Origin of the sequence: Streptomyces sp. NPDC002602 (genome assembly GCF_042889445.1) — a bacterium.
Classification (GTDB): domain Bacteria; phylum Actinomycetota; class Actinomycetes; order Streptomycetales; family Streptomycetaceae; genus Streptomyces.
In genome coordinates, this window is sequence record NZ_JBIAQX010000001.1 from 1,147,705 (window position 1) to 1,173,316 (window position 25,612).

Below are 25,612 nucleotides of genomic sequence, written 5' to 3' on the forward strand. Positions count from 1 at the left end.
CCCGCCGTCGGATCCGCCGCCGCGCCGCGGGGGCTCAGCCCGCGGCGGGTTGCTGCATCGTGGAGCAGTGGATGCCCCCGCCGCCGCCCATCAGCCGGTCCACGTCGAGCTGGACGACCTCGCGGCCCGGGAAGGCCGCCGCGAGCGCCTGGCGGGCGCCGGCGTCCTTGGCCCGGTCCCCGAACTGCGAGGTGATCACCGCTCCGTTGGCCACGTGGAAGTTCAGGTAGGAGTCGACGAAGTCGGGGTTGTCGGAGCGCAGGGTGTCCGGGCCGTCGACCTTGATGACCTGGAGCCGGCGGCCCTTGGCGTCGGTGGCGGCGGACAGGATCGCGAGTTGCTGCCGGGCGTCCTTGGCCCAGATGTCGGTGCGGTCGGCGGGCGGTACCTGGACCATCACGACGCCGGGTCGGATGAACCGGGAGGTGACGTCGATGTGGTCGTCGGTGATGTCCTGCCCCTTGATCCCCGGGACCCAGAGCATCTTGTCCGCGCCGTAGGCGGCGAGGACCCTGGCCTCCACCTGGGCCCGGCCGAGTCCCGGGTTGCGGTTCTTGTTGACGAGGCTGCTCTCGGTCGCCATCAGGGTGCCGTCGCCGTCGGTCTCGACCGAGCCGCCCTCGCCGACGAACGCCGCCGTGCCGAAGGGCAGTGACTCGCGGGAGGCGATCAGCCGGGCCACGTTCTCGTCCTTGCGGTGGGTCTGCTTGTCGCCCCACCCGTTGAAGCCCAGCCCGATCGCGTCCACGGCGCCCGCGCCGTCGCGGCGGAAGACGGCGCCGGTGTCGCGCATCCAGAGGTCGTCGACCGGGATGGTGGAGATGACGGTGACGGTGGAACCGCAGCGGGACCGGGCGGTCGCCGCCGCGCTCGCGTCCGCCGCGCACATCACGACGGGCTCGAAGCGGGCGACGGTACGGGCGATGAGCGCGATGTCCTGCTGCACGCCGGCGAGGTCGGAGCCCCAGATGGAGCGGTTGGAGGGCCAGGCCATCCAGGTGCGCAGGTGTCGGACGTCGTCGAGCGGGACGGTCATCCGGCCGGCGGCCGCCCCGGTCCGGGCCACCTGGCCCGCCTGCGCCGACTGCGGGACGAGGCCGCCGAGTGCCAGTCCGACGGCGCCGACTCCCGCCGAGCGCAACAGGGTTCTACGGCTTGGATTCATTCGAACCTCCGGAGGAGGGGGGATGAGGGGTAGCCGCACTGTGGCACTAACTGAAATTTCAGTCAAGATGCTGGGCGCGCACCCGCAGGGCCCCGAGCGCATCGGATGGCGCGACAACGCGACCGCGTGCCCTCACCCGTGACGACCGGCCGGCCGCCGATGCTCACCCCGCCGGCGCCGGGCCCCTGCTGAAGTGCCGATGCGGTGTCACCGTCGCGCGGCCCGCGGGGATTCGAGCGCCGGAGCCGTGACTCCGCACTGGGTGCGACACTGCGGCTGGAGGGCGTCGGGCGCGGGCTTGCGCACGGTCGCCCACGCCAGCGCCGCGCCGACGACGAGGATTCCGGCGCACCAGGGCATGGCGCGGTCGAACGCCGCGTCGAAGAGATCGGCGGAGAGGTAGGCGTCGGGCCCCATCCCCGCGAGCAGCGGCAGCGCCGCCACCGCGAGGAGTCCGGCGACGCGGGCGGCGGCGTTGTTGATGCCGCTGGCCAGGCCCGCCCGGCCCGGGTCCACCGAGGCCAGTACCGTCGCCGTCAGCGGGGCCACCAGGGCCACCATTCCCATCCCCATCACGATCAGGGCGGGCAGCACGTCCTGTACGTACGAGGCGTGCGGCCCGACCCGCGTCATCAGCAGCATTCCGGCCGCGCAGAGCAGCGGCCCCACCGTCAGCGGGATCCGCGGCCCGATCCGTTCGGCCAACGCCCCCGACCGGGCGGACAGCAGCAGCATCAGCACGGTGGTGGGCAGCAGGGCGGCCCCGGCGGCCAGCGCGGAGTACCCGGCCACCACCTGGAGCTGGAGCACGGCCAGGAAGAAGAAGCCGCCGAAGGCCGCGTACACGCACAGGGTGACCAGGTTGACCGCCGTGAACTGGCGGGAGGCGAAGATGTCCGGCGGCACCATCGGATCGGCCCGCCGCCGCTCCACGTACACGAACACGCCGGCCAACAGCACTCCGCACACGGCCGCCGCGATGACGAGCGCGCCGCCGTTGCGGGCCTCGATCAGCGCGTAGGTGACCAGCGCGAGCGAGCCGGCGCCGAGCGCGGCGCCGGCCACGTCGAACGTGCCGTGCGCCTGCGGGTCCCGGGACTCCGGTACGTGCCGCAGGGCCACCGGCACGCACAGCGCGGCCAGCGGGATGTTGATGAGGAACACCCAGCGCCATCCCGGTCCGTCCACCAGCCAGCCGCCGAGGAACGGACCCACGGCCGCGCCCACCCCGCCGAATCCCGACCACAGGCCGACGGCCCGGGACCGGTCGTCGGCGTGGATCGACCCCTGGATCAGCGCGAGTGAACCGGGCGTCAGCAGCGCGCCGCCGATGCCCTGGAGGGCGCGGGCGGCGATGAGCACGCCGGCGTTCGGCGCGATGCCGCAGAGCAGTGAGCCCAGCGCGAACCACACCACGCCGACGACGAAGATCCGGCGCCGTCCGAACCGGTCGCCGAGCGCCCCGCCGACCAGGATCAGGCCGGCCAGGGTCAGCAGGTAGGCGTTGACCGTCCACTGGAGCACCGCGAGGTCGGCGTCCAGATCCCGCCCGATGGCGGGGAGGGCCACGTTGACCACCGTCGAGTCGAGCAGGGCCATGCCCGATCCGAGGACGGTGGTCAGCAGGATCCACCTGCCCCGGGCCGAGGCGAGCGGGACGTCGGGTCGGGGCGGCTCGGGTGACGGTCGGTCGGGTGTGGTCATGTCCCCAGGCTGGCGCGGTCGACCGACATGGGCCACCCGGCCGGCCCGAAACTCGGCTCAATAGGCCCTCTTGTAATGAACATGACCCCTCGATCAACATGACCCGCGCACATCACGCACGCCCTTTCCGCACAACCTGCACACGGCGTCCGAGGAGACCACACGTGGCACAACGCGACAGACGACGATCCTTGCGCGCGGCGCTCGCCGCTCTCGCCTCGATCCTGCTCTTACCCATCGGCGCGGGGGTGGCCGCGGCCGCACCGGAGCCCGGCCCCGCCCCCGGGGCCGCCGAGCGCAAGATCGAACCGAAGCTCCGCACCCAGCTCGACGGCTCCGCGAAGGCCGTCTTCTGGGTGTATCTCGACAGCGCCGCCGACCTGACCGCCGCGGGGAAGCAGAAGACCCGCGCCGCCAAGGCGGAAACGGTTCTGCGGGTCAAGAAGGACCATGCCGCGCGCAGCCAGGCCGCCGTGATCAAGGCCCTGGACGGCGCGAAGGCGGAGTACACCTCGTACTGGATCGTCAACGCCGTCCGGGTCGTCGGCAGCGAGAAGCTCGCCGGAACCCTGGCGCAGCGCCCCGAGGTCGCCCGGATCGACGCCGACGACAAGGTCTCCCTCCCCAAGCCCGCCGAGGGCAGCCGGGAGAAGACCGCCGCCGACGCGGTCGAATGGAACATCGACCGGATCAAGGCCCCCCAGGTCTGGGACCAGCTCGGCGTGCGCGGCGAAGGCATCGTCGTCGCCAACATCGACAGCGGCGTGGACTACACCCACCCGGCCGTCAACAACCAGTACCGCGGCAAGAGCGCCGACGGGTCGTACGACCACAACTACAACTGGTTCGACCCGGCGGGCGTCTGCGCCGGCGCCGCGCCCTGCGACAACAACGACCACGGCACCCACACCATGGGCACCATGGTCGGCGACGACGGCGGTGCCAACAAGATCGGTGTCGCCCCGGGCGCCAAGTGGATCGCCGCCAAGGGCTGCGAGACCAACTCCTGCTCCGAGGCCTCCCTGCTCGCCTCCGGCCAGTGGATCGTCGCGCCGACCGACCTGAACGGTCAGAACCCGCGGCCCGACCTGGCCCCGCACGTCGTCAACAACTCCTGGGGCAGCGCCGCGCACGACGACTGGTACCAGCAGATCGTCGACACCTGGCGGGCCGCCGGCATCTTCCCCGCCTTCTCCAACGGGAACGCCGGCCCGAGCTGCTCCACCAGCGGATCGCCCGGCGACTACGCGAGCTCCTACAGCTCCGGCGCCTTCGACATCAACGGCGCCATCGCCTCCTTCTCCTCGCGCGGCGCGGGCCCCGGCGGCATCATCAAGCCCAACATCGCGGCCCCCGGCGTGAACGTGCGCTCCTCCGTGCCCGGCGGCGGGTACGAGGCCTTCTCCGGCACCTCGATGGCCTCCCCGCACACCGCGGCCACCGTGGCCCTCCTCTGGTCCGCCGCGCCCGCCCTCGAAGGGGACATCGCCCAGACCGAGGCCCTGCTGGACGGCACCGCCGCGGACACCGACAGCAGCCAGTGCGGTGGCACCGCCGCCGACAACAACGTCTTCGGCGAAGGCAAGCTGGACGCCCTCGCCGCGGTCAACGGCGCCCCGCGCGGCGCGATCGGCGCCCTCGGCGGCACCGTCCGCTCCGGTGACGCGCCCGTCGCCGGCGTGAAGATCACCGCCGACGGCCCGATCGACCGTACGACGACCACCGCCGCCGACGGAACCTACCGCTTCGGCTCCCTCTCGGTGGGCGCGTACACCCTGACCGCGTCGAAGTTCGGCTACGGACAGCAGACCGCGACGGCCACCGTGACCGAGAACGCCACCGCCACCGGTGACTTCACCCTCACCCAGGCCGCCTCCGCCAAGCTCACCGGCACGGTCTCCGCCGCCGGCGGTCCGGCCGCGGGCGCCGTCGTCACCGTGGCCGACACCCCGGTCACCGCGACCACCGACGCGCAGGGCCGCTTCGAGGTCACCCTGCCGCACGGAACGTACGACGTGAACGCCACCCACTCCTCCCGCTGTGTCACCGGCGGCAGCGCGCACGTCACCGTCACCGGGGACACCACCGTCGCGGTGAACCTCCCCGAGCGGACCGACGCCTACGGCTACGCCTGCGCCACCACGAGCGGACGCCCCTACACGGCCGGCGACCGACAGCTCGCGCTGACCGGTGACAACACCACCGAGCGCGTCGACCTGCCGTTCCCGCTGCCGCTGTACGGCAAGACGTACGGCCAGGCGTGGATCGGCACCAACGGCACCGTCAGCTTCGGCGGCAACAACACCGGCGACATCAACGGCGACCTCCCGAGCACGGCCACCCCGAACGCGGCCCTCTACCCGTTCTGGGACGACCTGGTCGTCGGCGCCGCCGGCAGTGGATCCGGCGTCTTCACCGCCGTGACCGGCACGGCTCCGCACCGCGCCTACGTCATCGAGTGGCGGGGCGTGTCCCACTGGTCGGCCCAGGCCGACACGTTCTCGTTCTCGGCTTCCATCGGCGAGGACGGCACCGTCTCCTACGCCTACAAGGGGACGGGCGGCACCGGCATCAAGGGCGGCTCCACCGCCACGATCGGCGTGGAGAACGCCACCGGCACCGACGCCTTCACGTACTCCTTCAACACCGCGGTCGTCTCGGACGGCCTGTCCATCGCCTTCCGCACCACCAAGAGCGGTGTCGTCGCCGGTCGGGTGCTCGACGCCAACGACGGCAACGGCGTCGCGGGCGCCACGGTCACCGTCGGCACCGGAGACACGGCGGTCTCCGCCACCACGGCGGCGGACGGCGGCTACGTCGTCCAGACCCCCTCGGGCGCACGGACCGTCGCACTGTCGGCCCCGTCGTACGAGTCCGCCACCGCGACGGTCGACGTCAAGCCGGCCGACGTCACCGCCGTCACCCGGTCCCTGCGCACCGGCAAGGTCACCGCCGCCAAGTCGGCCGTGGAGGTCGTGCTCCCCGCCAACCAGAAGCGGACCCGCACCCTCGACCTGACCAACCCGGGCCTGGGCACCGCGTTCACGGTGACCGAGGACGCCCCCTGGCTGACCGCGACCCCCGGTTCGGGCACCCTCCCGACCGGCGGCAAGGCCCCGCTCACCCTCACCGTGGACACGGCCGGCCTGACCGCCGGGACGGTCCTCACCGCGGACCTCAAGATCACGTCGGCCAGCGGCCGGGCACCGGTCCTGACCGTCCCGGTCAAGGTCGTCGTCCCCCGCTACCAGGTCGCCCTGGACGCGGGATCCGACTACGCGGGCACGGACGCCATCGGTGACAGCTGGTCGCCCGACCGCAAGTACACCCCCGGGTCGTACGGCTACCAGGGCAACGCCACCGTCCAGTCCACCGGCCGCACCATCGCCGGAACGGACGACCAACGGCTGTACCGCAACGCCCGCGAGGGCATGTACGAGTACCGCTTCGACAACGTCCCGAACGGGACCTACACGGTGGAGCTGGGCTTCGCGGAGCTCTCCAACACCAAGCCGAACAAGCGCGTCTTCGACGTCATCGCCGAGGGCACCCAGGTCCTGCCGTCCCTGGACGTCTCCCTGGAGGCCGGCACCTACACGGCCCTGAACCGTTCCTACACGGTGACGGTCACGGACGGCGTGCTCAACGTCCGCTTCATCACCCACAACGGCTACGGGAAGCCCCTGCTGAACACCCTGCGCGTCACGGACCGGCCCGACCGGACCTGACGGGCCGGCGCCCGGGTCCGACGTCCGGGCCCGGGCCCGTCCCGACCGGCCGGCACCTCGCCGGCCGGACGCGTGAAGGGGCGGGACACCTCCGGGTGTCCCGCCCCCGTTTCGCACCCACGGCGGCGTCGCGCACGGATTGTCGTACCGGCATCCGGGTGGCGGACGACGGCCGCGCCGGAGCGGGCACGGGGTACCGGGAGTCGGCGCGGTTAGCGTGGGCGACCATGACCGTGCTGGACGACCAGGCAGAGCAGCGGATCCACGAACTCGTACGGGCCGCCGACCCCGGGGCCCGCTGGGCGGTCGGCGGGCCGGACGGCACCCACGCCGTCGGCGGGGACGGGGACACCGAGTCCGACGTCGGCCGGCTCGCCGCCGTGCTGGCGCTGTGGCCCGTCATCGGAAGCCTCGTCACGGCCGGGGAACTCGCGCTGCACACCCCGCTCGCCGTCTACGGCCCGGCCGCCGCCGGAGCCTCCGGCAGGACCACCGCACACCAGTTGCTCACCCACCCGGACGGGGTGCCCGCACTGACCCGGCTCGCCGAACACCTCTGTGGCGGCCCGCTCGCCGAATGCGCCGCCGCCCGGGTCTGGCAACCCCTGCGCATGAGCCGTACCCGCTTCACCGGCGGCACCCTGCACGCACCCCTGAGCGACCTCGGCCGCTTCCTCGGCCATCTGCTCTCCACCACCGACCACCCCGTCAGCCGCTCCTGGACCGCCGAGTCCCTGCGGATCCGCACCGGGGAACTCACCCCCGCCCGGGGCCTGCTCTGGCACCCCGTCGCGGGCGGGGTCTGGGCCCACGGCGACGGGCCGTCCGTCTGGGTCTCGCCCCGGCACCACCGCTGGGCGGCCCTCCTGCCCGCACACGGCACGGGAACACTGCGCACCGCGTTCCGGGACGCCGTGTTCACCGCGCCCACCGCTCCCACCACGAAGTGAGGCGGCGCCGCACGCCCCGACCCGGATGAACGAGACGCGCTCCGCCGCGCCACTCCGCCGCCGCGCCACTCCGCCGCCGCACCCTAGGCCGCCGCCCGGCCCGACGGCCTCGATCCACTCCCGCAGAGCACTCGGAGCGCGCACCCCCCGCGCTCGACGTACGGTGATCCCGATGTCACCGACCGTTGCTTTCCGGCTGTGCGGAGGTACGGCGAGCCGCCCGCCCCCTCGGCGGCTTCCCCACCCGAAGCGCCTGTCCAACCCAGGCAAGGTGGTCCCGGCATGACCCAGTCGACCACGACCCGGGGCCAGGCGGCCCCGACCGAGGGCGGCCGCCCCGCACGGGCCCGCCGGGCCGAGGCCGTGCGCTTCGCCGCGACCCACACCCTGCCCGTGCTCGTACGCGACCTGATGGGCCCGCACGCGCGACTGCTCCGCCCCGGGCCCGGCCGGCCCCGATGGCCCGCCGCCACCCTGCGCGCCCTGCGGGCCCGGCACGGCGGCGCACCCGTCCTGCTGCGCGGCCCGACCGGCCCCACGCTGGTCCTGCTGGACCCGCTCGACCTGCCCCGCTTCCACGAAGCGCCCCCGAGCGAACTCGCCACGTGCCCACCGGACAAGTGCCGGGCCCCCGGCGCCGCGCCCGTGGCCGGCGGCCCCACCCGCGACGCGGACCCGGGCCGAGCCCCCGAACCGGACCGCGACGACCTCCGCGCACGCCGCCGCGAGGTCAACGAGATCGTGCTGGCCTCGGGCAGCCCGGTACATCCCTCCTGCGGCCCCTTCCTCGCGGTCATCGCCGACGAGGCCGGCCGGCTGGGCGCCTCCCACGCCCTCCGACTCGCCCCCGCCCGGCACACCGTGACCCGGGCCGCCCGCCGCATGGTGCTCGGCGACACGGCCGCCGGCGACGAGGAACTCGCCGGCTGGCTCGACCGGCTCGACGCCGGCGGCGACCGCGGGGCGCCGAGGAAACACGGCGCCGCCGAAACCCTGTACGAGAAGGCGGGCGCACGCATCGCCCGGTACGCCGCCGCCGCCGAGCCCTACACCCTCGTCGGACGGGCCCGCCGACACCCCGACCCCGCCGGCACCCTCGACCCCATCGGCCAGGCCCTCCACTGGCTACGGGCCCTGGACGCCGTCCCCGCGACCCTGCTGCGCACCCTGCTGCTCCTCGCCGCCCACCCCGCCGAACAGGACGCGGCCTGCGCGGAGGCCCGGTCCGGCGGCGCGGCCAAGGGAGAACTGCCCCGGCTGCGGGCCTGCGTACAGGAGACGCTGCGCCTCTACCCGGTCGTCCCCGACCTGGTCCGGGTCACCCGGACCGAGACCGAGTGGCGGGGCGTGCGCCACCCGGCGGGGACCCCCGTGCTCCTGCCCGCGCTGTTCCACCAGCGCGACCCCGACCACGTGCCCGCCGCACACGCCTTCGTACCCGGGAGGTGGACCTCCCCGGGCTCCCGCGAGGACCTCCGGATGGCCCCCTTCGGCCACGGGGCCGGCCGCTGCCCCGGAGACCGGCTGGCTCTGCTCGTCGTGGCCGCGTTCTGCGCCGAACTGCTGCGCGGGCACCGCGTCCGGGACGGCAGACCGGCCCTGGATCCGGTGGGACCGCTGCCCGCCGCGCTGGACCCGAGACGGATCCGGCTCACGATCACCCGCCGCTGATCCGGTCGTGCCCCCCGGCACGTGCTCCGCCGCCGACCCGCGCCGCCGACGCCCACCCGTGCCGCGGCCGCCCCGCCCCGTCGCCCGCCCGCCCGCCGTACCGACCCCACGAGGAACCCATGTCCGACGCCGCGACCACCGCGTCCACCGACCCGGATCCCGAGCTGCTCCACGCCGTGTGCCGCGAGCTGGCGGAAGCCGCCGACGCCGTCGGCGAAGCCGCCCGCCACGCCTCCGAACTGGCCCTCGGCGGGCGCCTGCCGGTCAGTGCGCTCGGCCGGGGCGGCCCCCGCCGGCTCGGCTGGCGCACCCTGCTGCGCACCCTGACAGATCCGGCGGGCCTCGGCTGGGCGCCGCGCGGCCGGGGCGTCGCCCGGGCCGGGTGGCTCGCCGGGATCCTCACCGGCCGGGAGAGCCTCGCCGTCAGCCTCGCCGTCTGCGGTCTCAAGGCCCGGATCCGAGCGGCCGGCGCGGGCCGCCCGGAGCTGCTCACGGATCCGGACACGGCGGGGATCCTCGCGGCGGTCGAGGAGGGACGGCAGGCGGAGGCCGTCCGACTGTTCCGCGAGGTGATGCGGGTCCGGGGCGCCGAACGCGCCTTCGCGCTGCTCTCCCCGTCCTTCGCGGACATCCTCGCCTGGCACGCGCTGACCGACGAGAACCCCTTCAACGACCACGCCGGTTGGCAGATCGCCACCGGACGGGCGATGCCCGCCGAACCCCTCCTCGGTCTCGGCGCAGCCGCCCGCGCCTTCTGCGCCCGGGGCCCCCGTCCCGCCGAGGCGCCCGACCGCCCCCACGGGCTCCTCGACCGGCTCGACACCAGCGGCACCGTCGCCGGATGCGTGCGCAACCTCGCCTCGCTCGACACCGACGGAACCCTCCTCGTCCAACAGGCGGTCGGGCCGGACGGCGTCCTCCGGTACGTCATCCACCTCGCCGAACCGCCGGGTGCGCCCGGGGCGGGCGCGACGCCCGCCGGTGTCGATGTCCACGCGGTGGCCGACGGACCGGAGATCCCGTACGCGCACGCGGTCGCCCGGGCCGTCCGCGCCGTCGTGCCCTCCGGCACCGAACTCGCCCTGTTCGGACGGGGCCTGGGCGGGAGCACCGCCCTGCACCTCGCCGGGAGCCGGGACTTCACCACCGTCTACCCGGTCACCCACGTCTTCGCCGTGGACTCCCGGGGCGCCGCACGACGCCCCGCGGACCCCCGAACCCGGGTGTTCCGCCTGACCGGCGCGTACGGACAGCGCTCACGACGCCCCGCGTACGCCTCGCCGTCCCGTTTCCGGAGCCGGATCACGGACAGCCGCCTGGTCCGGATCCACGACGGCGAGGAGTGGTCCCGATGACCGACACCACCACCCTGCGCTCGCACTGCGCCGTTCTGCGCGCACACGCGCAGCGCTTGCGGGCCGCCGCCGAGGACCTGCGCGACCAGGGACCGCGGGCCGAGGCCTTCCGCGTCGAGGTCGCCGCCCTCGCGGAGCGCTGCGCCACCGCCGCGGGCGGATTCGCCCTGGCCGCAGCCCAGCTCGACGGCGGGCCCCACGCCTGAACCGGCCTGAACCGGCCGGGCCCGCCGCCCGCCCGGTTCACAGGACGAGGGACAGCAGGAGGACGAAGCCCAGGCCGACCACCGAGATGATGGTCTCCATCACCGACCAGGTCTTGACGGTCTGCCCGACGGTCATCCCGAAGTACTCCTTGACCAACCAGAATCCGGCGTCGTTGACATGGCTGAAGAACAGCGAGCCCGCCCCGATCGCCAGCACCAGCAGGGCGGTCTCCGTGGTCGACGAGCCCGCGGCGAGCGGGGCCACCAGACCGGCCGCGGAGATCGTGGCCACCGTCGCCGAGCCGGTGGCGAGGCGGATGATCACCGCGATGAGCCAGGCCAGGAGCAGCGTGGGCACGGCCCAGTTCTCGGAGAGTTCCAGGATCATCCGGCCGACCCCGGCGTCGATGAGGGTCTGCTTGAAGCCGCCTCCCGCGCCCACGATCAGCAGGATGCCGGCGATCGGGGCCAGGGACCTCTCCACCGTGGACGAGAGCCGCTCCCTGGTGAAGCCGGCCGCCCTGCCGAGGGTGAACATGCCCACCAGTACGGCCGCGAGGAGCGCGATCAGCGGTGAACCGGCCACGTCCGTGATGCGCTGGACACCGTTGTCGGGGTCGTTGACCACGATGTCGACGAGCGCCTTGACCAGCATCAGGGCCACGGGAAGGAGCACGGTGAACACGGTCGCCCCGAACCGCGGGCGGTGTTCCAACTCGGCCGACGGGCGCTGCGGGACCATGTGTTCCGGCGCGGGGATGTCCACCCAGCGGGCGGCGTACCGGGAGAACAGCGGCCCGGCGATGATCACCGTCGGGATGGCGACGACCACTCCGAGGGCGAGGGTGACGCCCAGGTTCGCGTGGAGCGCGTCGATGGCGACGAGCGGGCCCGGGTGCGGGGGTATCAGCCCGTGCATCACGGACAGTCCGGCGAGGGCCGGGATGCCGATCCGCATCAGGGAGTGGTTGCCACGTTTGGCGACCAGCAGCACCACGGGGATCAGGAGCACGATCCCGACCTCGAAGAAGAGCGGGAGCCCGATCACGGAGGCGATCAGCACCATGGCCCAGGGCATCGCCCGCCCCTTGGCGCGCGCCAGGATCGTGTCCACGATCTCGTCGGCGCCGCCCGAGTCGGCGAGCAGTTTCCCGAGGATCGCCCCGAGCGCGATGAGTACGCCGACACCGGCGACCGTCGTGCCGAGGCCGGTGGTGAAACTGGCGATGGTCTTCGCCGGCGGGGCGCCCGCGAACGAACCGAGGGCGAGTGAGCCCACGGTGAGGGCCAGGAAGGCGTGCAGCTTGAAGCGGGTGATGAGCAGGACGATGACGGCGATGCCCGCGAGGACGGCCACGCCCAACTGGGCGTGCCCGGCCGAGGTGATGGGTCCGGGGGCGGCCGCTGCCAATGTCTCGACGGTGAGACCGGTCACGGTGACGGTTCCTTAACTCGTGGCTCTTCGGTGGCGGTGAGTGGTGCTGAGTGGTGCTGAGTGGTGTCGGGGTACGTCGTCGTGGCGTTCCCGGGGTACGCCGGGGCGCGGGGGCGATGTCCCGGGGTGTCCCGGGGTGTCCCGTGGCCGGCTCGCGGGCATGCGGCGGCCTCGGGGAGGGCGTGCGGGGCCGGCGGACGGGCGGGCGGTGCGCCGGCTCCGGTAGCCCTTGGGATCGGAGTCGGCGCACGGGATCAGAGTCGGCGCAGGGACTCCAGTGCCCGGTGGGTGATCTCCTCGGGAGTGCCGTGTACGTCGACGGCGACACCGGGTTCGTCCGGTTGGAGGCGTTCGAGCGTGGCGAACTGCGAGTCGAGCAGGGTGGTGGGCATGAAGTGGCCCTTGCGCTCCGCCATCCGCCGCTCGATCAGGGGGCGTTCACCGGTGAGGTGGACGAAGACGACCCCCGGGGCGAAGCTCCGCAACCGGTCGCGGTAGGAGCGTTTGAGGGACGAGGCCGCGACGATCCCGCCCTTCAGGTCCGCGCCGCGACGGATCCACTCGCCGATGGCGTCCAACCACGGCCATCGGTCCGCGTCGTCCAGCGGGGTGCCCGCCGACATCTTGGCGACGTTGGCTTCCGGGTGGAAGGCGTCCCCCTCTGCATAGGGGACACGGAGGGCCTCCGCGAGCAGCCGGCCCACGGTCGTCTTGCCCGTGCCGGCCACACCCATCACCACAATGACGCGCTGGGAGCTCACGTCCTACCTCGCTGTCCTCGTCGACATCGGTTCGTGCGGCACCACTGAAGCCCATTAAGTAGTACTTATTCAAGGGGGTGAGGGGATACATCACATCTATTGTTCGATCGGCGGTCACCGTACGCTTACGCCATGACCACTGAAGGCAGTCCTGTGCAGGGGCTTCACTCCCGTGTCCTGGACGCTCTCGGTCTCGCGATCACCGCCGGCGAGTCCCCGCCGGGCAGCGTCCTGCGCACCGACGAGATCGCCGAACGCTTCGACGCCTCCCGCACCGTGGTCCGCGAAGTCGTCCGCGTCCTGGAGTCCATGCAGCTCGTCGAGTCACGTCGCAGGGTCGGCGTCACCGTGCGTCCCGCGGACCAGTGGAACGTCTACGACCCGCGCGTCATCCGCTGGCGACTCGCCGGCACCGACCGACCCCGCCAACTGCGCTCCCTCACCGTGCTGCGCTCGGCCGTCGAACCGGTCGCCGCCGGACTGGCCGCGGCGCTGGCCACCCCGGAACAGTGTGCCCGGCTCACCGAAGCCGCCCTGGGCATGGTCCGCACCTCGCGCGGTCACCAGTTGGAGGGGTATCTGCGGCACGACATCGCCTTCCACCGGATCGTCCTCAACGCGTCGGGCAACGAGATGTTCGCCCGGCTGGGCGACGTCGTCGCCGAGGTGCTGACCGGCCGCACCGAACACGCGGTGATGTTCCACGACCCGGACCCGGCCGCGGTCACCCTGCACGTCCGGGTCGCGGAGGCAGTACGGGAGGGCGACGCGGCCCGTGCCGAGGCGCTGACCCGGCAGATCGCGGTGGGCGCCCTGGGGGAGCTCGACGTACTCGCCCCCTGACCGACCGCAGGGCGCCCGCCGCGCACCCGCGAGGTCCGGCCGTTTTTCCCCGACGGGCCCGAGAGGCACGCACCGTGCGCCACACTGGGCGCGTGTGGGGACTTACCGAGAGAAGTGACGGCCAACCCGCCTCGTTCGTGGGGCGGGACGGCGAACTGGCAGCGCTGGAAGCGGCCTTGGCCGAGGGTCGACTGATCACCCTCACCGGGCCGGGTGGCGTCGGGAAGAGCCGACTGGTCCACCAGGCGCTGGAGACGGGGGTCGGCGACTCCTTCCCCGACGGCGTCCACTGGGCGGACCTCTCGCCTCTGCCCGACGACCGACTGCTGGTGGACATCGTCGCCGACGCGCTCGACCTCGCCGACCACACCCCCCGCACCCTGGGCGAAGCGGTCCGGCAGTGGATCGGCGAGCGCCGACTGCTCCTCGTGTTGGACTGCTGCGAACACCTGATCGTCGCCGTGCGCTCCCTCGTACAGGACCTCCTGGACGCCGCCCCGCACCTGGTGATCCTCCTGACCAGCCGTCAATCACTGGGCTCGGCCGGGGAACACGTCCTGGAACTGGGGTCGTTGCCGCACGACGCGAACGCCGTGGAGGCGCTGGCCCTGTTCACCGCCCGGGCCGGCGAGGCAGACCCCTCCCAGGCCCCACCGTGGGGACAGGAACGGATCGAGGCCGCCCGGGCCATCTGCGCCCGCCTCGAAGGAGTCCCCCTCGCGTTGGAACTCGCCGCCGCGCAGTTGACGGACCACACCGTCGAGGAGCTCGCCGAGCGGCTCGCCCGTCGGATCGGCCCGCTCGCCGGCGATGGATCCGCCCGGCCGGCCCGCCACCGCGCCCTGCGCACCGCCATCGGTTGGAGCCACGAGTGGTGCGAGCCGCGCGAACGGCTGCTGTGGCTGCGGCTGTCCGTGTTCGGCGGCGCCTTCGACGCACCGGCCGTGCGCGCCGTGTGCTCCGCCGCCCCGCTCACCGAGGCCGACACCGGGCCGCTGCTGGCGACGCTGGTCGCCAAGTCCGTCGTACGCCGCACCGACGCCGGCGCCGGCGACCCGGACGGCGAAGGCGCCACGTACCGGATGCTCGACACGATCCGCGAGTACGGGGCCATGTGGCTGGACGCCGTCGGGGAACGCGAAGCCCTGCGGACCCGGCACGCGGGGTACTTCCTGGACCTGGTGCGCGCCGCCGAGCGGGACTGGCTCGGGCCGGGCCAGCGCGACGCCTACCGGCGGATCGCCGCCGCGCACGGAGACGTGTGCGCCGCCCTCGACCACACCCTGGCCACCACCCCCGAGCAGGCCCTGGAACTGGCAGGCCGTGTCGGCTTCTTCTGGGCCTGCAGCGGCTACCTGCACGCGGCCCGCGGCTATCTGGAGCGCGCGCTGTCCACCGCGCGACCCCAGGACGTGCCCGCGGAGGGGCGGGTCCGCTCCCTGTGGGCCCTCGGGGTCACCCTGTTGCTCCAGGGCGAGAAGGATCAGGCTCATCAACTCGCGCTCGCCTGCGAGGCATTGGCCGAAGAGTTCGAGCACACGCCCGGCCCCGCCCTGGACGCCGCCTACCTGCTGGGGCTGAGCCACCTGCTGGCCGGCAGGCCGTTGGCCGCGCGCATCGTCTCCGACAACGTCCTGGAGGCCATCCCCGGCAGGCCCTTCGACTCGGCGCCACGACTGCGCTGCCACCTGGTACGGGTGTTCGCCCTCACCGGACTGGGCCTGTTCGCGGACGCCCGCGCGGAGGCCGAGCGGCTGCTGTCCGGCTGTGTCGCCCGCGACGAGCACTGGACGCGGGCCTACGCCGAGTACCAACTCGCCTTGATCTGCCTGTTCGAGAGCCGACCGGACGAATCCGCCGGCCATGCCCGAGCCATGCTGGAGAGCAAGCGGGAACTGGGCGACAGCTTCGGCACCGCCCTCGGCCTGGACCTGCTCGCCGCCGCGCGCGCCGCCTCGGGCGACGAGGCGGGCGCGGCGCACGCGTACGGCACGGGCCACGCGTACTGGCAGGCGGTAGGCCATCCGCAACGCGGCACCCCCGAACTGGGCCCCGTACGCGAGGAATGCGAACGCACCGCCCGCAGCGCCCTGGGAGACCAGGCCTACGAGGCCGCCTTCCTGGAGGGCGTCCGTCACGGCCACGCCCTGCGGACCCGGTCGCACCCGTACGACGGCTGAGCCCGCGCGGTCCGCTCGGCCCCCGGACAGGCCTCCGGTCAGGCCGCCGCGCGCAGCGCGATCAGCTCGCCCAGGGCCGCCTGATCGGCGGCCGGCAGTCGCCGTTCGGCGTGCAGCATGCGCAGGGCGAGCGTCAGGCGCTCCTCGTCCTGCGGGCGGCCGAGGGAGGCGAGGTAGGGCGGCAGCAGCACGCCCAGCGACTCCAGGTCGGAGCGGGAACACAGACGCCCCAACAGGGGCCGCAGGGGGTCGGGGACCTCGGGGGCGGTGGCGCGCAGGCCCCGCGCGATCCGCAGGCGGAGCCAGTCCGCGTACGCCCCGGGCGGCAGGTCGGACAGCCGTGCGGCGGCCGCCTCGAAGTGGGGGCGGGCCTCGTCCGGCCGGCCGAGTTCCAGGTGGGCGCGACCGATCGCGCCGTGCAGGGACGGGTAGAAGGCGCGGACCCGCTCGTCGCCCACCCGGTCTGCGCGCGCGAGGCAGGTGAGGTTCCAGCGCAGGGTGTCCTCGGGGGTCGGCTGCCGGCGGGCCAGGTAGTGGGCGGCCACACAGGCCTCGTAGTCGTCGGTGGCCGCCTCCCACGCCTGCCGGAACAGGGCCTCGGCGTCCGAGTCCCGGCCCTCGCCCTCGGCGGTCATGCCCTGGGCGCAGAGCCGTACGACGGTGTTCTCGGGGTTCACGCGGACGTCCTCGGGGGTGTCGGGGCGGTGGACGGGAGGGCGACCGGCATCACCAGGGTGGTGAAGCTGCCCTGGTCGGCGGAGCGGACCAGTACCGGACCGGTGGTCTCGGAGAACTCCAGCAGTACGTCGGGCCCCACACCGGCCTCCAGGGCCGCGCCCAGTACGGCGGGGTCGAAACCGATCCGCACCGGCTCCGCCTCCTCCCGCACGGCGGCCGGCTCGATCGGCGCCGGGGTCCCGTCCGGCAGGGTGACGAGGAGCCGGTCGCGGCCGAGTTCCAGGGCGACGGCCGAGGAGTCCCCGCACGCGTCGAGCGCGGCGATCAGTCGGACCCGGTCCACGACCACCCGGTGCGCGGGGGCGGGGAGACCCGCGAGCACGTCCCGATAGGCGGGGAAGGTGCCCCCGGCCACCGGCACCTCGCGCGTCCCGCCCGGACGGCGGACGGTCAGGGGTGCGCCGCCGGGTCGCGCCACCAGGGTCACCTCGGCGGCTCGGGCGGCCCACGCCCCGAGTTCGACCAGCGTGTCGGCGTCGACCAGCAGCCGCCCCGGCGGTCCGGCCGCGGCACGGCACCGCAGGGTGCGCAGCGAGAGACGGTAGCGGTCGGTGGCCACGAAGCGGACCTCGTCCCGGTCGAACTCGACGAGCACGAGGCCGAGCACGGGATGGGCCGGGTCCCGCCCGGCGGCCGGCGCCACCTGCCGGGCGGCGCTCGCCAGCTCGGCCCCGCCCAGGGTGAACTCGCTGCCGCCCGGCCCGGGGGGCAGCCCTTCCAGCGCCGCCCCGAGCGCGGCGTCGCCGGCGCGCCGGGCCTCCCGCACGGCTCGGTGGTGGCGTTCGAGCACCGCCCGCGCCTCCTCGGGCGTCCCGTCGAGCACGGCGACCACGTCGGCCAACGCCAACCCCGCCTCCCGCAGCCCGCGCAGCAGCGTGGCGCGCGGCTGCTGGTCGGGGGAGTAGGAGCGGTAGCCGGTGACGGGGTCGACGTGGGCGGGGAGCAGTACGCGGCAGTCGTCGTAGAAGCGCAGGGCGCTCGGCGCGAGCCCGACACGGCGGCCGAACGCGCCGATGCCCATCAGATCGGAGGTGCTGTCGTCCATGACCGAGATCATCGACGTTCATCCCACTTGAAGGTCAACTCGTCCGGCGCGCCGGCGACCGGGGAGTCGCCGGCGCGGTCAGGACGCGGCCGTGCGGGGCTTCGTCTGCTGGACGGCCCAGCCGTTCCCGTCCGGGTCCGAGAAGTACACGAAGGAACCCCAGGGCATGTCCTGGACCTCGGTGACCTCAACGCCCCGCCCCCGCAGATCGGCGTGGGCCGCCTCGATGTCGGTGACCACCACCTGCATGTTGTCCAAGGACCCGGGGGTCATTCGGGTGAGTCCCCTGCCCAGCGCGATCGAGCAGGCCGATCCGGGCGGGGTCAACTGGACGAAGCGGATCTCCTCGCTGACCGTGACGTCGTGGTCGGCGTGGAACCCGATCCTCTCGTAGAAGGCCTTGGCCCGGTCGACATCGGTGACGGGGACGGCGACCAGCTCCAGTTTGATGTCCATCACGACCTCCACGTTCGGCAGCGGCTCCGGAGTGCGGGCCTTTCGGCATCATGCGCCCGGGGCGGCCGTCCCGCCGCCCGGCACGACCGCCACGTCGGCCCCGACCGCCATGCCGGCCCCGCCGGTCCCGGTGTCCTCGGCGTCCCCCGCGTCCTCGGAGGCGAACTGGGTCCGGTACAGCTCCTCGTACCGGCCGCCCGCCGCCAGCAGCTCGATGTGCGTGCCCCGCTCCACGATCCGGCCCTCCTCCACCACCAGGATCTGATCGGCGGCCTGCACGGTCGACAGCCGGTGCGCGATCACCACGGCGGTCCGCCCGGCCAACGCCTCGGCCAGGGCCTCCTGGACCGCCGCCTCCGAGGTGGAGTCCAGATGGGCGGTGGCCTCGTCCAGGATCACCACCCGCTGACGGGCCAGCAGCAGCCGGGCGATCGTCAGCCGCTGCCGTTCGCCGCCCGAGAGCCGGTAGCCGCGTTCACCCACGACGGTGTCGAGACCGTCGGGCAGCGAGGCGACCAGACCGTCCAGTCGGGAGCGGCGCAGCGCCTCCCAGATCTCCTCCTCCGCGGCCTCGGGCCGGGCCAGCAGCAGGTTGGCCCGTACCGACTCGTGGAAGAGGTGGCCGTCCTGGGTGACCATGCCGAGCGTCGCCCGGATCGAGTCGGCCGTGAGGTCCCGTACGTCGATGCCGGCGATCCGCACGGCGCCCGCGTCGGCGTCGTACAGCCGCGGCAGCAACTGCGCGATGGTCGACTTGCCGGCGCCGGAGGAACCGACCAGGGCGACCATCTGTCCGGGCTCGGCCCGGAAGGACACCTCGTGCAGCACCTCCGTGCCACCCCGGGGATCCAGCGTGGCGACCTCCTCGAGGGAGGCCAGCGAGACCCGCTCGGCGGAGGGGTACCCGAAGGACACCCGGTCGAACTCCACCGCGACCGGGCCCTCCGGCACGTCCACGGCGTCGGGCTTCTGGGCGATGAGGGGCTTCAGGTCGAGGATCTCGAAGACCCGCTCGAAGCTGACCATGGCGCTCATCACCTCGACGCGGGCACCGGCCAGCGACGTCAGCGGGGAGTAGAGCCGGGTGAGCAGCAGGGCGAGGGCGACGACGGAGCCGGCCTCCAGGGTCCCGCGCAGCGCGTAGTACCCGCCGAGCCCGTACACCAGCGCGAGGGCCAGGGCGGAGACCAGCGTGAGGGCGGTGATGAACGCGGACTGCGCCATCGCCGTGCGGACGCCGATGTCCCGCACCCGGGCCGCGCGGGCGGCGAACTCGGCGGATTCGTCGGCGGGCCGGCCGAACAGCTTGACGAGGGTGGCGCCGGGCGCGGAGAACCGTTCCGTCATCTGCGTGCCCATCGCGGCGTTCAGCGTCGATGCCTCCCGCTGCATCGCCGCCATCCGCGTGCCCATCCGGCGGGCCGGCAGCACGAACACCGGCAGCAGGACCAGGGCCAGGAGCGTGATCTGCCAGGAGATGCTCAGCATCACGACGAGGGTCAGCAGCAGGGTGACGGTGTTGGAGACCACCCCGGAGAGGGTGTTGCTGAAGGCCCGCTGGGCCCCGATGACGTCGTTGTTGAGGCGGCTGACCAGGGCCCCGGTCCGCGTGCGGGTGAAGAAGGCGACCGGCATGCGCTGCACGTGGTCGAAGACCGCCGTCCGCAGGTCCAGGATCAATCCCTCGCCGAGGGTGGAGGACAGTTTGCGGGTCAACAGCCCGAGCCCCGCCTCGACGACCGCGATCACCGCGATCAGCAGGGCGAGCCGGGTGACGCGGGTACTGTCCCCACCGCCGACGATCGTGTCCACGACCCGGCTGGCGAGCAGGGGAGTGGCGACCGCGAGCAGCGCCGTGACGACGCTGAGCAGCAGGAAGAGGGTCAGTCCGCGGCGGTGCGGGCGGGCGAAGGCGGCGACCCGGTGCAGGCTCGCCCGGGAGAGCGGGCGACGATCCTGCTGTGCGTTGATCGCGCTGTGGAGCGAGGTCCAGGCGGTGACTTCCATGTCCATGACCCGGACAGTAGGACCTCAACCAAACTTGAGGTCAAGGCATCGGCCTTCGTGTGCCCTGGATGGCGGCCAACCCCCGCTCGCACGAGGGACATTGGAGACCCTCGTGCGTTGTCGGAGGCCGGTGGCATCATCGGGGGATGACGCAGGGATCAGAGTCCGTTCCGTCCGCCCGCTCCTCCCGTCCGGCAGCAGACAGCGTCCTCGACCGCTTCGAACGATGGGCCCGGGACACCCCGAAGGCCCGCGCCGTCACCGCCGTCCCCGGCGGCCTCACCTACGGGGAACTCGACGTCCGGGCCAACCGGTTGGCCCACCACCTCCTGGCCGCGGGCCTGCCTCACGGCGGGCTCGTGGCCATCGGCACGGCCCGGCAGACCGAGATCGTCGTCGCGGTGCTCGCCACCCTGAAGGCCGGCGGTGCGTACGTCGTCCTCGACGTCGAGGCCTCGGGCACCGGACCGCGCCGGCTCGCGACCCTGGAACCCTTCGCCGTCCTCACCCACGCCGCCCACCAGGCCCGTCTCGACGACGGCCGCGGCCTGCGGTTCATCCGCCTCGGAGCGGAAGCCGGAGCGATCGGCGAGCGGCCCGGGGAGCCGCCCGCCCGCGCCGGCGCCCGGGACGCGCTGCTCCAGTTCACCGGGGCGGCGGAGCCCCGTGCCGTGACCGTCACCCACGCCCTGCTGCTCGCCGCCCTGGAGGCCTGGGAGGCGGTCGCCCGGCCGACCCCCGAGGACCGGCACCTGATCACCTTCGGGTCCGACATCACCGCCTTCACCACCGGCTGGACCCGGGCCCTGTGCTCGGGCGGCACCCTCGTCCTCCCCGACCGGGGCCCGTGGACGCCCGAAACCGTCCGCGCGGCCGTCGCGACCGAACGGGTCACCGTGGTGCACACCGACCCGGCGGGCGCGGCCCGCCTGCTCCTGCCCGAACGCGAGACCCCCCTCGACGCCCGTCCCGGAGCGCCGGTACCGCACCAGGGCGACGACGCGGTGCGGTCGGTGCGCCTGCTCCACATCACCGGCGACCGACTCCACCTCGACCAACAGGCCGCCCTGCAGGCCCGGTTGCGCACCGGCGCCCGGGTGCTCAACGTCTACGGATCCACCGAGACCGCCGGCGTCGGCACCTGGTTCGAACTGTCCCAACTGCCCGGACCGCTCGACGCCCCCGAGGAACTCTCCCTGATCGGCACCCCGTTCCCCGGATGCCGGGCGGAACTCCGGGACGGACAGCTCCACCTCGGCCCGCCCGACGGCGGCGACGCGATCCCCACCGGCGACCTCGCCCACGCGCGCCCCGACGGTTCGTGGGAGTTCGGCGGCCGGATCCGGGACCGCATCCCCCTCGACGGCCGGCCCTTCGACCCCCACCCCCTCGAAGCCCTGATCCGCTCCCACGCACACATCGGCGCCGCCCTCGTCGCCGAGGTCGAGGTCGGCCGGGGGGCGCGGCGACTCGTCGCGTACATCTGCCCGCCGCCCGGCGGGGGCACCTGGCCCCCGGGCGGCGACCTGCCGGGCTCCGACCGGCTCCGCGACCACCTGCGGGGGAAGGTGCCCGAGGAGCGGATCCCGCGCACGGTGGTCACGTTGCGGGCCCTGCCGCGCAACGCGGCCGGTCAGGAGGACCGGGCCGCCCTGCCACGACCGCCCCGGCTGACCGACCCGGCGACACCGGTCCGCAGGGCGGGCGGCAAGTACACGGCCTCGGCAGGCGCCACCGAGTTCCCGACCGGCTGCGCCACCGGCTGCGGATCGATCGTCTTCGGCTTCATGGCGTTCGTCTTCACCGACGTGCTCTGGCCCGGCTCGACCGAGCTCACGGGCGTACCGGCCCCCTGGGCGCCCTTGTTCTTCGTCCTCTACCTCTGTGAGTGCCTGGCCTTCGGCACGGGCCTGATGTTCCTGTTCACCGGCCGCCCGAGGATGCGGGAACAGGGGCGCGGTGCGGGACTCACCGCGGCCGCGCACCTGGCCGTGGTCTACCTGCTCGTCGCCTGGTGGCCCCAGGACAACCTGTACCGTCTGGCGGCCAAACACGACTGGCCGCGCCAGGCCGCCCTGGTCTACGCCTTCAACATCCCCCTGATGATCGCCGGCGCCGTCGTGGCCGCCTACGTCACCCGGAAACCGGCCTCGGCCTTCGACTTCGACGACTGATCCACCGGCCCGCCGACAGGGGCCGCACGGCCGGCCCGGACGGATCCGCGTCCGCGTCGGCCGCCGGTCCCGGCCCGGACGGCGGCTCGTCGGGGTCGTCGAACCCCATCGCCTTCCCGACCCCCAGGGCCTCGGCCCGCACCAGGGCCTCCGCCGCGTCCAGCACCTCCCGGCCGCGCGCCGCCACCAACACGCCCACCCACGGCGCCGGATCGTCGGCCCCGGTCGTGATCGCCGGAACGAACACCGCCCCGAGGCCCGCGCAGCCCCGCGCCAGGTCCGCGCACCACTCGTCCGCCCGGGCCGGCGGCAGCCTCGCCCCCAACTCCACCCGGTCCACGATCCGCACCAGGTGACCCGCGCCGCGCAGCGCGTCGAGCCGGGCCGCCACCATGAAGGCGATCGACGGCCCGGTCAGCCGCAGGTTCGTCTCGGTCGGCGCCAGGAGCCCCGCCCCGTCGACGACGAAGTCCACGTCGAACCAACCCCGGTACCCGGCCGCGGCCAACTCCCGCCCCACCGCGGCCCCGAAACGCGACAGGGGCCCCTCAACCGCGGCGGGCACCACCCCGGGGCCGACCGTCGCGCCCCGGTAGCCCCCGCCCTCGACGTCCATCACCGCCCCGCCGACCGTGTGGACCCGCCCCGAGCCGTCCACGAACCCGTCGTACGTCAGATCACCCGGGCCGTCCGCTCCCGCCGGGCCGGACACGTACTCCTCCACCAGCATTGGGCCGCGGGGCAGTCCGCGGACCAGCGCGCGGGCCCCGCCGGCGGCCCGGACCCGCTCCGGTGACGCGTGCGTGGTGCCCGAACCACCGACCCCGTGCTCCGACTTGAGCACGGTGCTCTCGCCGCGCGCCACCCGGGCCGACAGCAGCCGCACCGCCTGCCGGCGGCCCGCGGGCCGCCACTGCCCGGGCAACCTGATCCCCGGATGGCCCCCGGCCGCGAGGATCCGGCCGAACAGGGCGTGCGCCGCGGACTTCGACTCGTACCGCAGGTCGCGCGCTCGCCACGGCCGTCCCGACAGCCGCGCGAAGGGTTCCGTCAGCCCCCACGGCACGAGGGTCGGCGCGCCCTCCGTCAGCCGCGCGGCCAGCGCCGGCCGGGACCGTACGGCGTCCGACAGGCCGGGCCGCCCCACCGCGAGCCCGTCGTACACCTCCACCTCACCCCACTCCAGCTGCCGTGCGACCAGGCGCGTCCAGCCCGGCGACACCGCGAGCGGCAGCACCAGCGCGGCCGGCTGCGGACCGTAGAAGGCGGCCAGGCAGGCGTAGTGGTGCGCGGCCCGCTGCTCCCGGTCCAGCGAGGGGTCGGCGAACTGCGCGTTGAACTCGGCGACATTGCCCACATGCACCGAAGGCCCGCCACCGGTCCACACCCGCGCCCACCGCGCGAGCGGGACGGGCGCCACCTCGAAGCGGACCAGCCCCTCCGGGGCGCCCGGCCCGGCCACCGCGCCCATCGCCAGGTAGAAGCCCACCGCGTGCGGATCGGCGTCGATCAGCAGCCGACGCGTACCCAGCCCGGCGGCCCGGCGCAACACGTCCCGGTACAACAGCCGCCCCAGTCCCCGGCCGATGGCCGCCGGGTCCACGAAGAGCAGGCCGAGCCTCGACGTGGATCCGGCGGGTTCCCCCTCCAGCGAGGCGAGGCCCCGCACCGTCCCGTCCGCGTCCTCGGCGACGACGATCCGCCGGTCCGCGACCTCGTCCGCCCGCACCCGCAGTTCCTCGACGCAGCCGGCCAGGAACCGCTCGTCGTACCCCCAGTGCGCCTTGGACCGCAGCACCAGCGCGGACAGCTCCCCGGCCTCGTCGGCCCGCGCGGCCCTGAGCTTTGCCATTTCCTGACCTCCCCATGGTCCGCCGCAAGGCCGTGCGATAGATTCGGCCACCCACACGGCGGACACGCCCTCCCTTCCTACCCACCCGGAGACAGGCTTCTCAATGAGCGACATCATCAATGGACTTGGTCGCACCAGCGCGTTCGGCGCCCTCGGCCTGGTCCTGCTGATCCTCGGCATCGTCCTGGTGGACGTGCTGACGCCCGGGAAGCTCCCCAAGCAGATCTGGGAGGAGCGCAACCGCAACGCCGCGCTCCTGCTCAGCTCCGCGCTCCTCGGCATCGGCGGAATCGTCTTCACCTCGATCTGGACGACGTACGACGACTTCGGCAAGGGCCTGCTGTCCACCGCCGCGTTCGGCCTCCTCGGGCTGATCCTGATGGCCGTGGCCTTCCTGGTGCTGGACCTGGTGACCCCGGGCAAGCTCGGCGCCATCGTCGTCGACCCGGAGCCGCACCCGGCCGTCTGGGTCACGGCCTCCTGCAACCTCGCGGTGGCCGCGATCGTCGCCGCCTCGATCGCCTGACGCACAAGCGCAAGCACACGCACGGCCCGGCCCCCACGGGGTCGGGCCGCCCGGCTATCCGACGGCCGGAAGCACCTGCCGGCCCTCCCGGACCGTCACCGGGACGCCGCCCGCGGCCTTCGAAAGCCGCTCCCTGAACGCGGCGGAGGCGGCGCCCGCGGCGTCCGAGTCCACCTCCACCCCGGTCGCCCCCGGCGCGGCGGCGCACGCGTAGATCGGGAACGCGTCCTCGATCCGGCAGAGCTTCCCGCTCACCGCGCCGAGCGCCCGCCCACTGTACGGACTCAGGTACAGATCGACCCGGCCCGGATCGAAGCCGGGATCCGCCCGGTGCGCCGCCTCCACCAACAGGCGGCCCCGGGCCAGGTCCGTGACGCACAGCGCCACCCGCCCCGGGGGCCGATCGGTGACCTGCGTCGCGTAGACGTCCGCGAACGCGCCCCGACCCTGGTCGCCCACCGCCTGCGAGAGACGCAGACCCTCGGGGGTGTTGGCCGGAGTGCCCCCGATCGACGTCGGCGGGGCCTGAGGTTCGTCCCGGCCCGCCGCCGGACAGGCCTTCGCCCCGCCACCGGTGGCGGGCAGCGCCTTCGGCGGCGCGGGTTCGGTGGCGCCGCACCCGGTGAGCAGCGCGACGGCGCTCACCGCCGCCACGCCGATGCGGACGAGCCGGGCGGTGTCTCTTCGGCGCATCACAGGGGTCCCCCTCGCGTCACGATGCCGGTCGGAACGACGGGCACGACAGGGACGTGCCGGGAACGGCACCGGTTCCCTCCCTCCGGGACCGGGAGGGCCGAGCCGGTCCTCCCGGTCCCG

General features: G+C 74.0%; 19 protein-coding genes. 9 read left to right on the forward strand and 10 right to left on the reverse strand.

Annotated features, from left to right (window positions below; translation table 11 throughout):
- Positions 1 to 34 precede the first annotated feature (34 nt).
- Both ACFYW3_RS04705 and ACFYW3_RS04710 read right to left on the reverse strand, forming a co-directional pair.
- Positions 35 to 1,165, reverse strand: a complete 1,131-nt coding sequence (locus ACFYW3_RS04705) for an agmatine/peptidylarginine deiminase (RefSeq protein ID WP_389385528.1) — start codon at positions 1,163 to 1,165, stop codon at positions 35 to 37.
- Positions 1,166 to 1,372: 207 nt separating this feature from the next.
- Entirely contained in the window at positions 1,373 to 2,869 is a 1,497-nt protein-coding gene (locus ACFYW3_RS04710) for an MFS transporter (RefSeq protein ID WP_389385529.1), read from the reverse strand.
- A 164-nt stretch (positions 2,870 to 3,033) separates the two neighbouring features.
- Between ACFYW3_RS04710 and ACFYW3_RS04715 the strand changes: the two genes are divergently transcribed.
- The 5 genes from ACFYW3_RS04715 to ACFYW3_RS04735 all read left to right on the forward strand — a co-directional run bounded on the left by ACFYW3_RS04715 (position 3,034) and on the right by ACFYW3_RS04735 (position 10,779).
- Complete coding sequence (locus ACFYW3_RS04715; RefSeq protein WP_389385530.1) at positions 3,034 to 6,597, forward strand: S8 family serine peptidase; 3,564 nt, start codon at positions 3,034 to 3,036, stop codon at positions 6,595 to 6,597.
- Positions 6,598 to 6,824: 227 nt separating this feature from the next.
- On the forward strand, positions 6,825 to 7,547 hold the full coding sequence (locus tag ACFYW3_RS04720) for a hypothetical protein (RefSeq protein ID WP_351756759.1): 723 nt from the start codon (positions 6,825 to 6,827) through the stop codon (positions 7,545 to 7,547).
- A 282-nt stretch (positions 7,548 to 7,829) separates the two neighbouring features.
- Positions 7,830 to 9,218, forward strand: a complete 1,389-nt coding sequence (locus tag ACFYW3_RS04725; RefSeq protein WP_351756757.1) for a cytochrome P450 — start codon at positions 7,830 to 7,832, stop codon at positions 9,216 to 9,218.
- 119 nt (positions 9,219 to 9,337) lie between these two features.
- On the forward strand, positions 9,338 to 10,573 hold the full coding sequence (locus ACFYW3_RS04730; protein ID WP_351756754.1) for a hypothetical protein: 1,236 nt from the start codon (positions 9,338 to 9,340) through the stop codon (positions 10,571 to 10,573).
- Positions 10,570 to 10,779, forward strand: a complete 210-nt coding sequence (locus tag ACFYW3_RS04735; protein ID WP_351756752.1) for a hypothetical protein — start codon at positions 10,570 to 10,572, stop codon at positions 10,777 to 10,779. Before ACFYW3_RS04730 ends, ACFYW3_RS04735 begins: the two co-directional genes overlap by 4 nt.
- Before the next feature lie 37 nt (positions 10,780 to 10,816).
- Here ACFYW3_RS04735 and ACFYW3_RS04740 read toward each other — a convergent pair whose 3' ends face one another.
- Positions 10,817 to 12,214, reverse strand: a complete 1,398-nt coding sequence (locus ACFYW3_RS04740) for a gluconate:H+ symporter (RefSeq protein ID WP_389385531.1) — start codon at positions 12,212 to 12,214, stop codon at positions 10,817 to 10,819.
- 254 nt (positions 12,215 to 12,468) lie between these two features.
- A complete protein-coding gene (locus ACFYW3_RS04745; protein ID WP_389385630.1) occupies positions 12,469 to 12,948 on the reverse strand; it encodes a gluconokinase in 480 nt (159 codons plus the stop codon).
- A 159-nt stretch (positions 12,949 to 13,107) separates the two neighbouring features.
- Here ACFYW3_RS04745 and ACFYW3_RS04750 point away from each other — a divergent pair, with 159 nt between their 5' ends.
- Complete coding sequence (locus tag ACFYW3_RS04750; RefSeq protein ID WP_351756744.1) at positions 13,108 to 13,818, forward strand: FCD domain-containing protein; 711 nt, start codon at positions 13,108 to 13,110, stop codon at positions 13,816 to 13,818.
- A gap of 92 nt (positions 13,819 to 13,910) precedes the next feature.
- Positions 13,911 to 15,998 (forward strand): ATP-binding protein, encoded by a 2,088-nt coding sequence (locus ACFYW3_RS04755; RefSeq protein WP_389385532.1) that lies wholly within the window; start codon positions 13,911 to 13,913, stop codon positions 15,996 to 15,998.
- Positions 15,999 to 16,036: 38 nt separating this feature from the next.
- On the opposite strand, the gene ACFYW3_RS04760 is transcribed toward ACFYW3_RS04755, so the two are convergent.
- From ACFYW3_RS04760 to ACFYW3_RS04775, 4 genes are all read right to left on the reverse strand, one after another.
- Positions 16,037 to 16,675: a hypothetical protein gene (locus ACFYW3_RS04760; protein WP_351756738.1), complete on the reverse strand. Its 639-nt coding sequence runs from the start codon at positions 16,673 to 16,675 to the stop codon at positions 16,037 to 16,039.
- Positions 16,672 to 17,781 (reverse strand): MerR family transcriptional regulator, encoded by a 1,110-nt coding sequence (locus tag ACFYW3_RS04765; RefSeq protein WP_389385533.1) that lies wholly within the window; start codon positions 17,779 to 17,781, stop codon positions 16,672 to 16,674. The genes ACFYW3_RS04760 and ACFYW3_RS04765 overlap by 4 nt, the downstream gene beginning before the upstream one ends.
- Before the next feature lie 78 nt (positions 17,782 to 17,859).
- Positions 17,860 to 18,237, reverse strand: a complete 378-nt coding sequence (locus ACFYW3_RS04770; RefSeq protein ID WP_351756732.1) for a VOC family protein — start codon at positions 18,235 to 18,237, stop codon at positions 17,860 to 17,862.
- A 48-nt stretch (positions 18,238 to 18,285) separates the two neighbouring features.
- Complete coding sequence (locus ACFYW3_RS04775; RefSeq protein ID WP_389385534.1) at positions 18,286 to 20,250, reverse strand: ABC transporter ATP-binding protein; 1,965 nt, start codon at positions 20,248 to 20,250, stop codon at positions 18,286 to 18,288.
- A gap of 140 nt (positions 20,251 to 20,390) precedes the next feature.
- Between ACFYW3_RS04775 and ACFYW3_RS04780 the strand changes: the two genes are divergently transcribed.
- Complete coding sequence (locus ACFYW3_RS04780; protein WP_389385535.1) at positions 20,391 to 22,418, forward strand: AMP-binding protein; 2,028 nt, start codon at positions 20,391 to 20,393, stop codon at positions 22,416 to 22,418.
- On the opposite strand, the gene ACFYW3_RS04785 is transcribed toward ACFYW3_RS04780, so the two are convergent.
- Positions 22,378 to 24,270: a GNAT family N-acetyltransferase gene (locus tag ACFYW3_RS04785; RefSeq protein WP_389385536.1), complete on the reverse strand. Its 1,893-nt coding sequence runs from the start codon at positions 24,268 to 24,270 to the stop codon at positions 22,378 to 22,380. The genes ACFYW3_RS04780 and ACFYW3_RS04785 overlap by 41 nt on opposite strands.
- 103 nt (positions 24,271 to 24,373) lie before the next feature.
- Here ACFYW3_RS04785 and ACFYW3_RS04790 point away from each other — a divergent pair, with 103 nt between their 5' ends.
- Complete coding sequence (locus ACFYW3_RS04790; RefSeq protein WP_267799824.1) at positions 24,374 to 24,796, forward strand: DUF350 domain-containing protein; 423 nt, start codon at positions 24,374 to 24,376, stop codon at positions 24,794 to 24,796.
- 54 nt (positions 24,797 to 24,850) lie between these two features.
- On the opposite strand, the gene ACFYW3_RS04795 is transcribed toward ACFYW3_RS04790, so the two are convergent.
- On the reverse strand, positions 24,851 to 25,489 hold the full coding sequence (locus ACFYW3_RS04795; RefSeq protein WP_351756722.1) for a hypothetical protein: 639 nt from the start codon (positions 25,487 to 25,489) through the stop codon (positions 24,851 to 24,853).
- Positions 25,490 to 25,612 lie beyond the last annotated feature (123 nt).

Excerpts from the sequence above, each read along its gene's own strand:
- ACFYW3_RS04745 (WP_389385630.1), bottom strand. The coding sequence starts at position 12,948 with ATGGGTGTGGCCGGCACGGGCAAGACGACCGTGGGCCGGCTGCTCGCG.
- ACFYW3_RS04705 (WP_389385528.1), bottom strand. The coding sequence starts at position 1,165 with ATGAATCCAAGCCGTAGAACCCTGTTGCGCTCGGCGGGAGTCGGCGCC.
- ACFYW3_RS04730 (WP_351756754.1), top strand. The coding sequence starts at position 9,338 with ATGTCCGACGCCGCGACCACCGCGTCCACCGACCCGGATCCCGAGCTG.
- ACFYW3_RS04710 (WP_389385529.1), bottom strand. The coding sequence starts at position 2,869 with ATGACCACACCCGACCGACCGTCACCCGAGCCGCCCCGACCCGACGTC.
- ACFYW3_RS04765 (WP_389385533.1), bottom strand. The coding sequence starts at position 17,781 with ATGGACGACAGCACCTCCGATCTGATGGGCATCGGCGCGTTCGGCCGC.
- ACFYW3_RS04725 (WP_351756757.1), top strand. The coding sequence starts at position 7,830 with ATGACCCAGTCGACCACGACCCGGGGCCAGGCGGCCCCGACCGAGGGC.
- ACFYW3_RS04720 (WP_351756759.1), top strand. The coding sequence starts at position 6,825 with ATGACCGTGCTGGACGACCAGGCAGAGCAGCGGATCCACGAACTCGTA.
- ACFYW3_RS04770 (WP_351756732.1), bottom strand. The coding sequence starts at position 18,237 with ATGGACATCAAACTGGAGCTGGTCGCCGTCCCCGTCACCGATGTCGAC.
- ACFYW3_RS04780 (WP_389385535.1), top strand. The coding sequence starts at position 20,391 with ATGACGCAGGGATCAGAGTCCGTTCCGTCCGCCCGCTCCTCCCGTCCG.
- ACFYW3_RS04735 (WP_351756752.1), top strand. The coding sequence starts at position 10,570 with ATGACCGACACCACCACCCTGCGCTCGCACTGCGCCGTTCTGCGCGCA.
- ACFYW3_RS04795 (WP_351756722.1), bottom strand. The coding sequence starts at position 25,489 with ATGCGCCGAAGAGACACCGCCCGGCTCGTCCGCATCGGCGTGGCGGCG.
- ACFYW3_RS04775 (WP_389385534.1), bottom strand. The coding sequence starts at position 20,250 with ATGGACATGGAAGTCACCGCCTGGACCTCGCTCCACAGCGCGATCAAC.
- ACFYW3_RS04790 (WP_267799824.1), top strand. The coding sequence starts at position 24,374 with ATGAGCGACATCATCAATGGACTTGGTCGCACCAGCGCGTTCGGCGCC.
- ACFYW3_RS04750 (WP_351756744.1), top strand. The coding sequence starts at position 13,108 with ATGACCACTGAAGGCAGTCCTGTGCAGGGGCTTCACTCCCGTGTCCTG.
- ACFYW3_RS04785 (WP_389385536.1), bottom strand. The coding sequence starts at position 24,270 with ATGGCAAAGCTCAGGGCCGCGCGGGCCGACGAGGCCGGGGAGCTGTCC.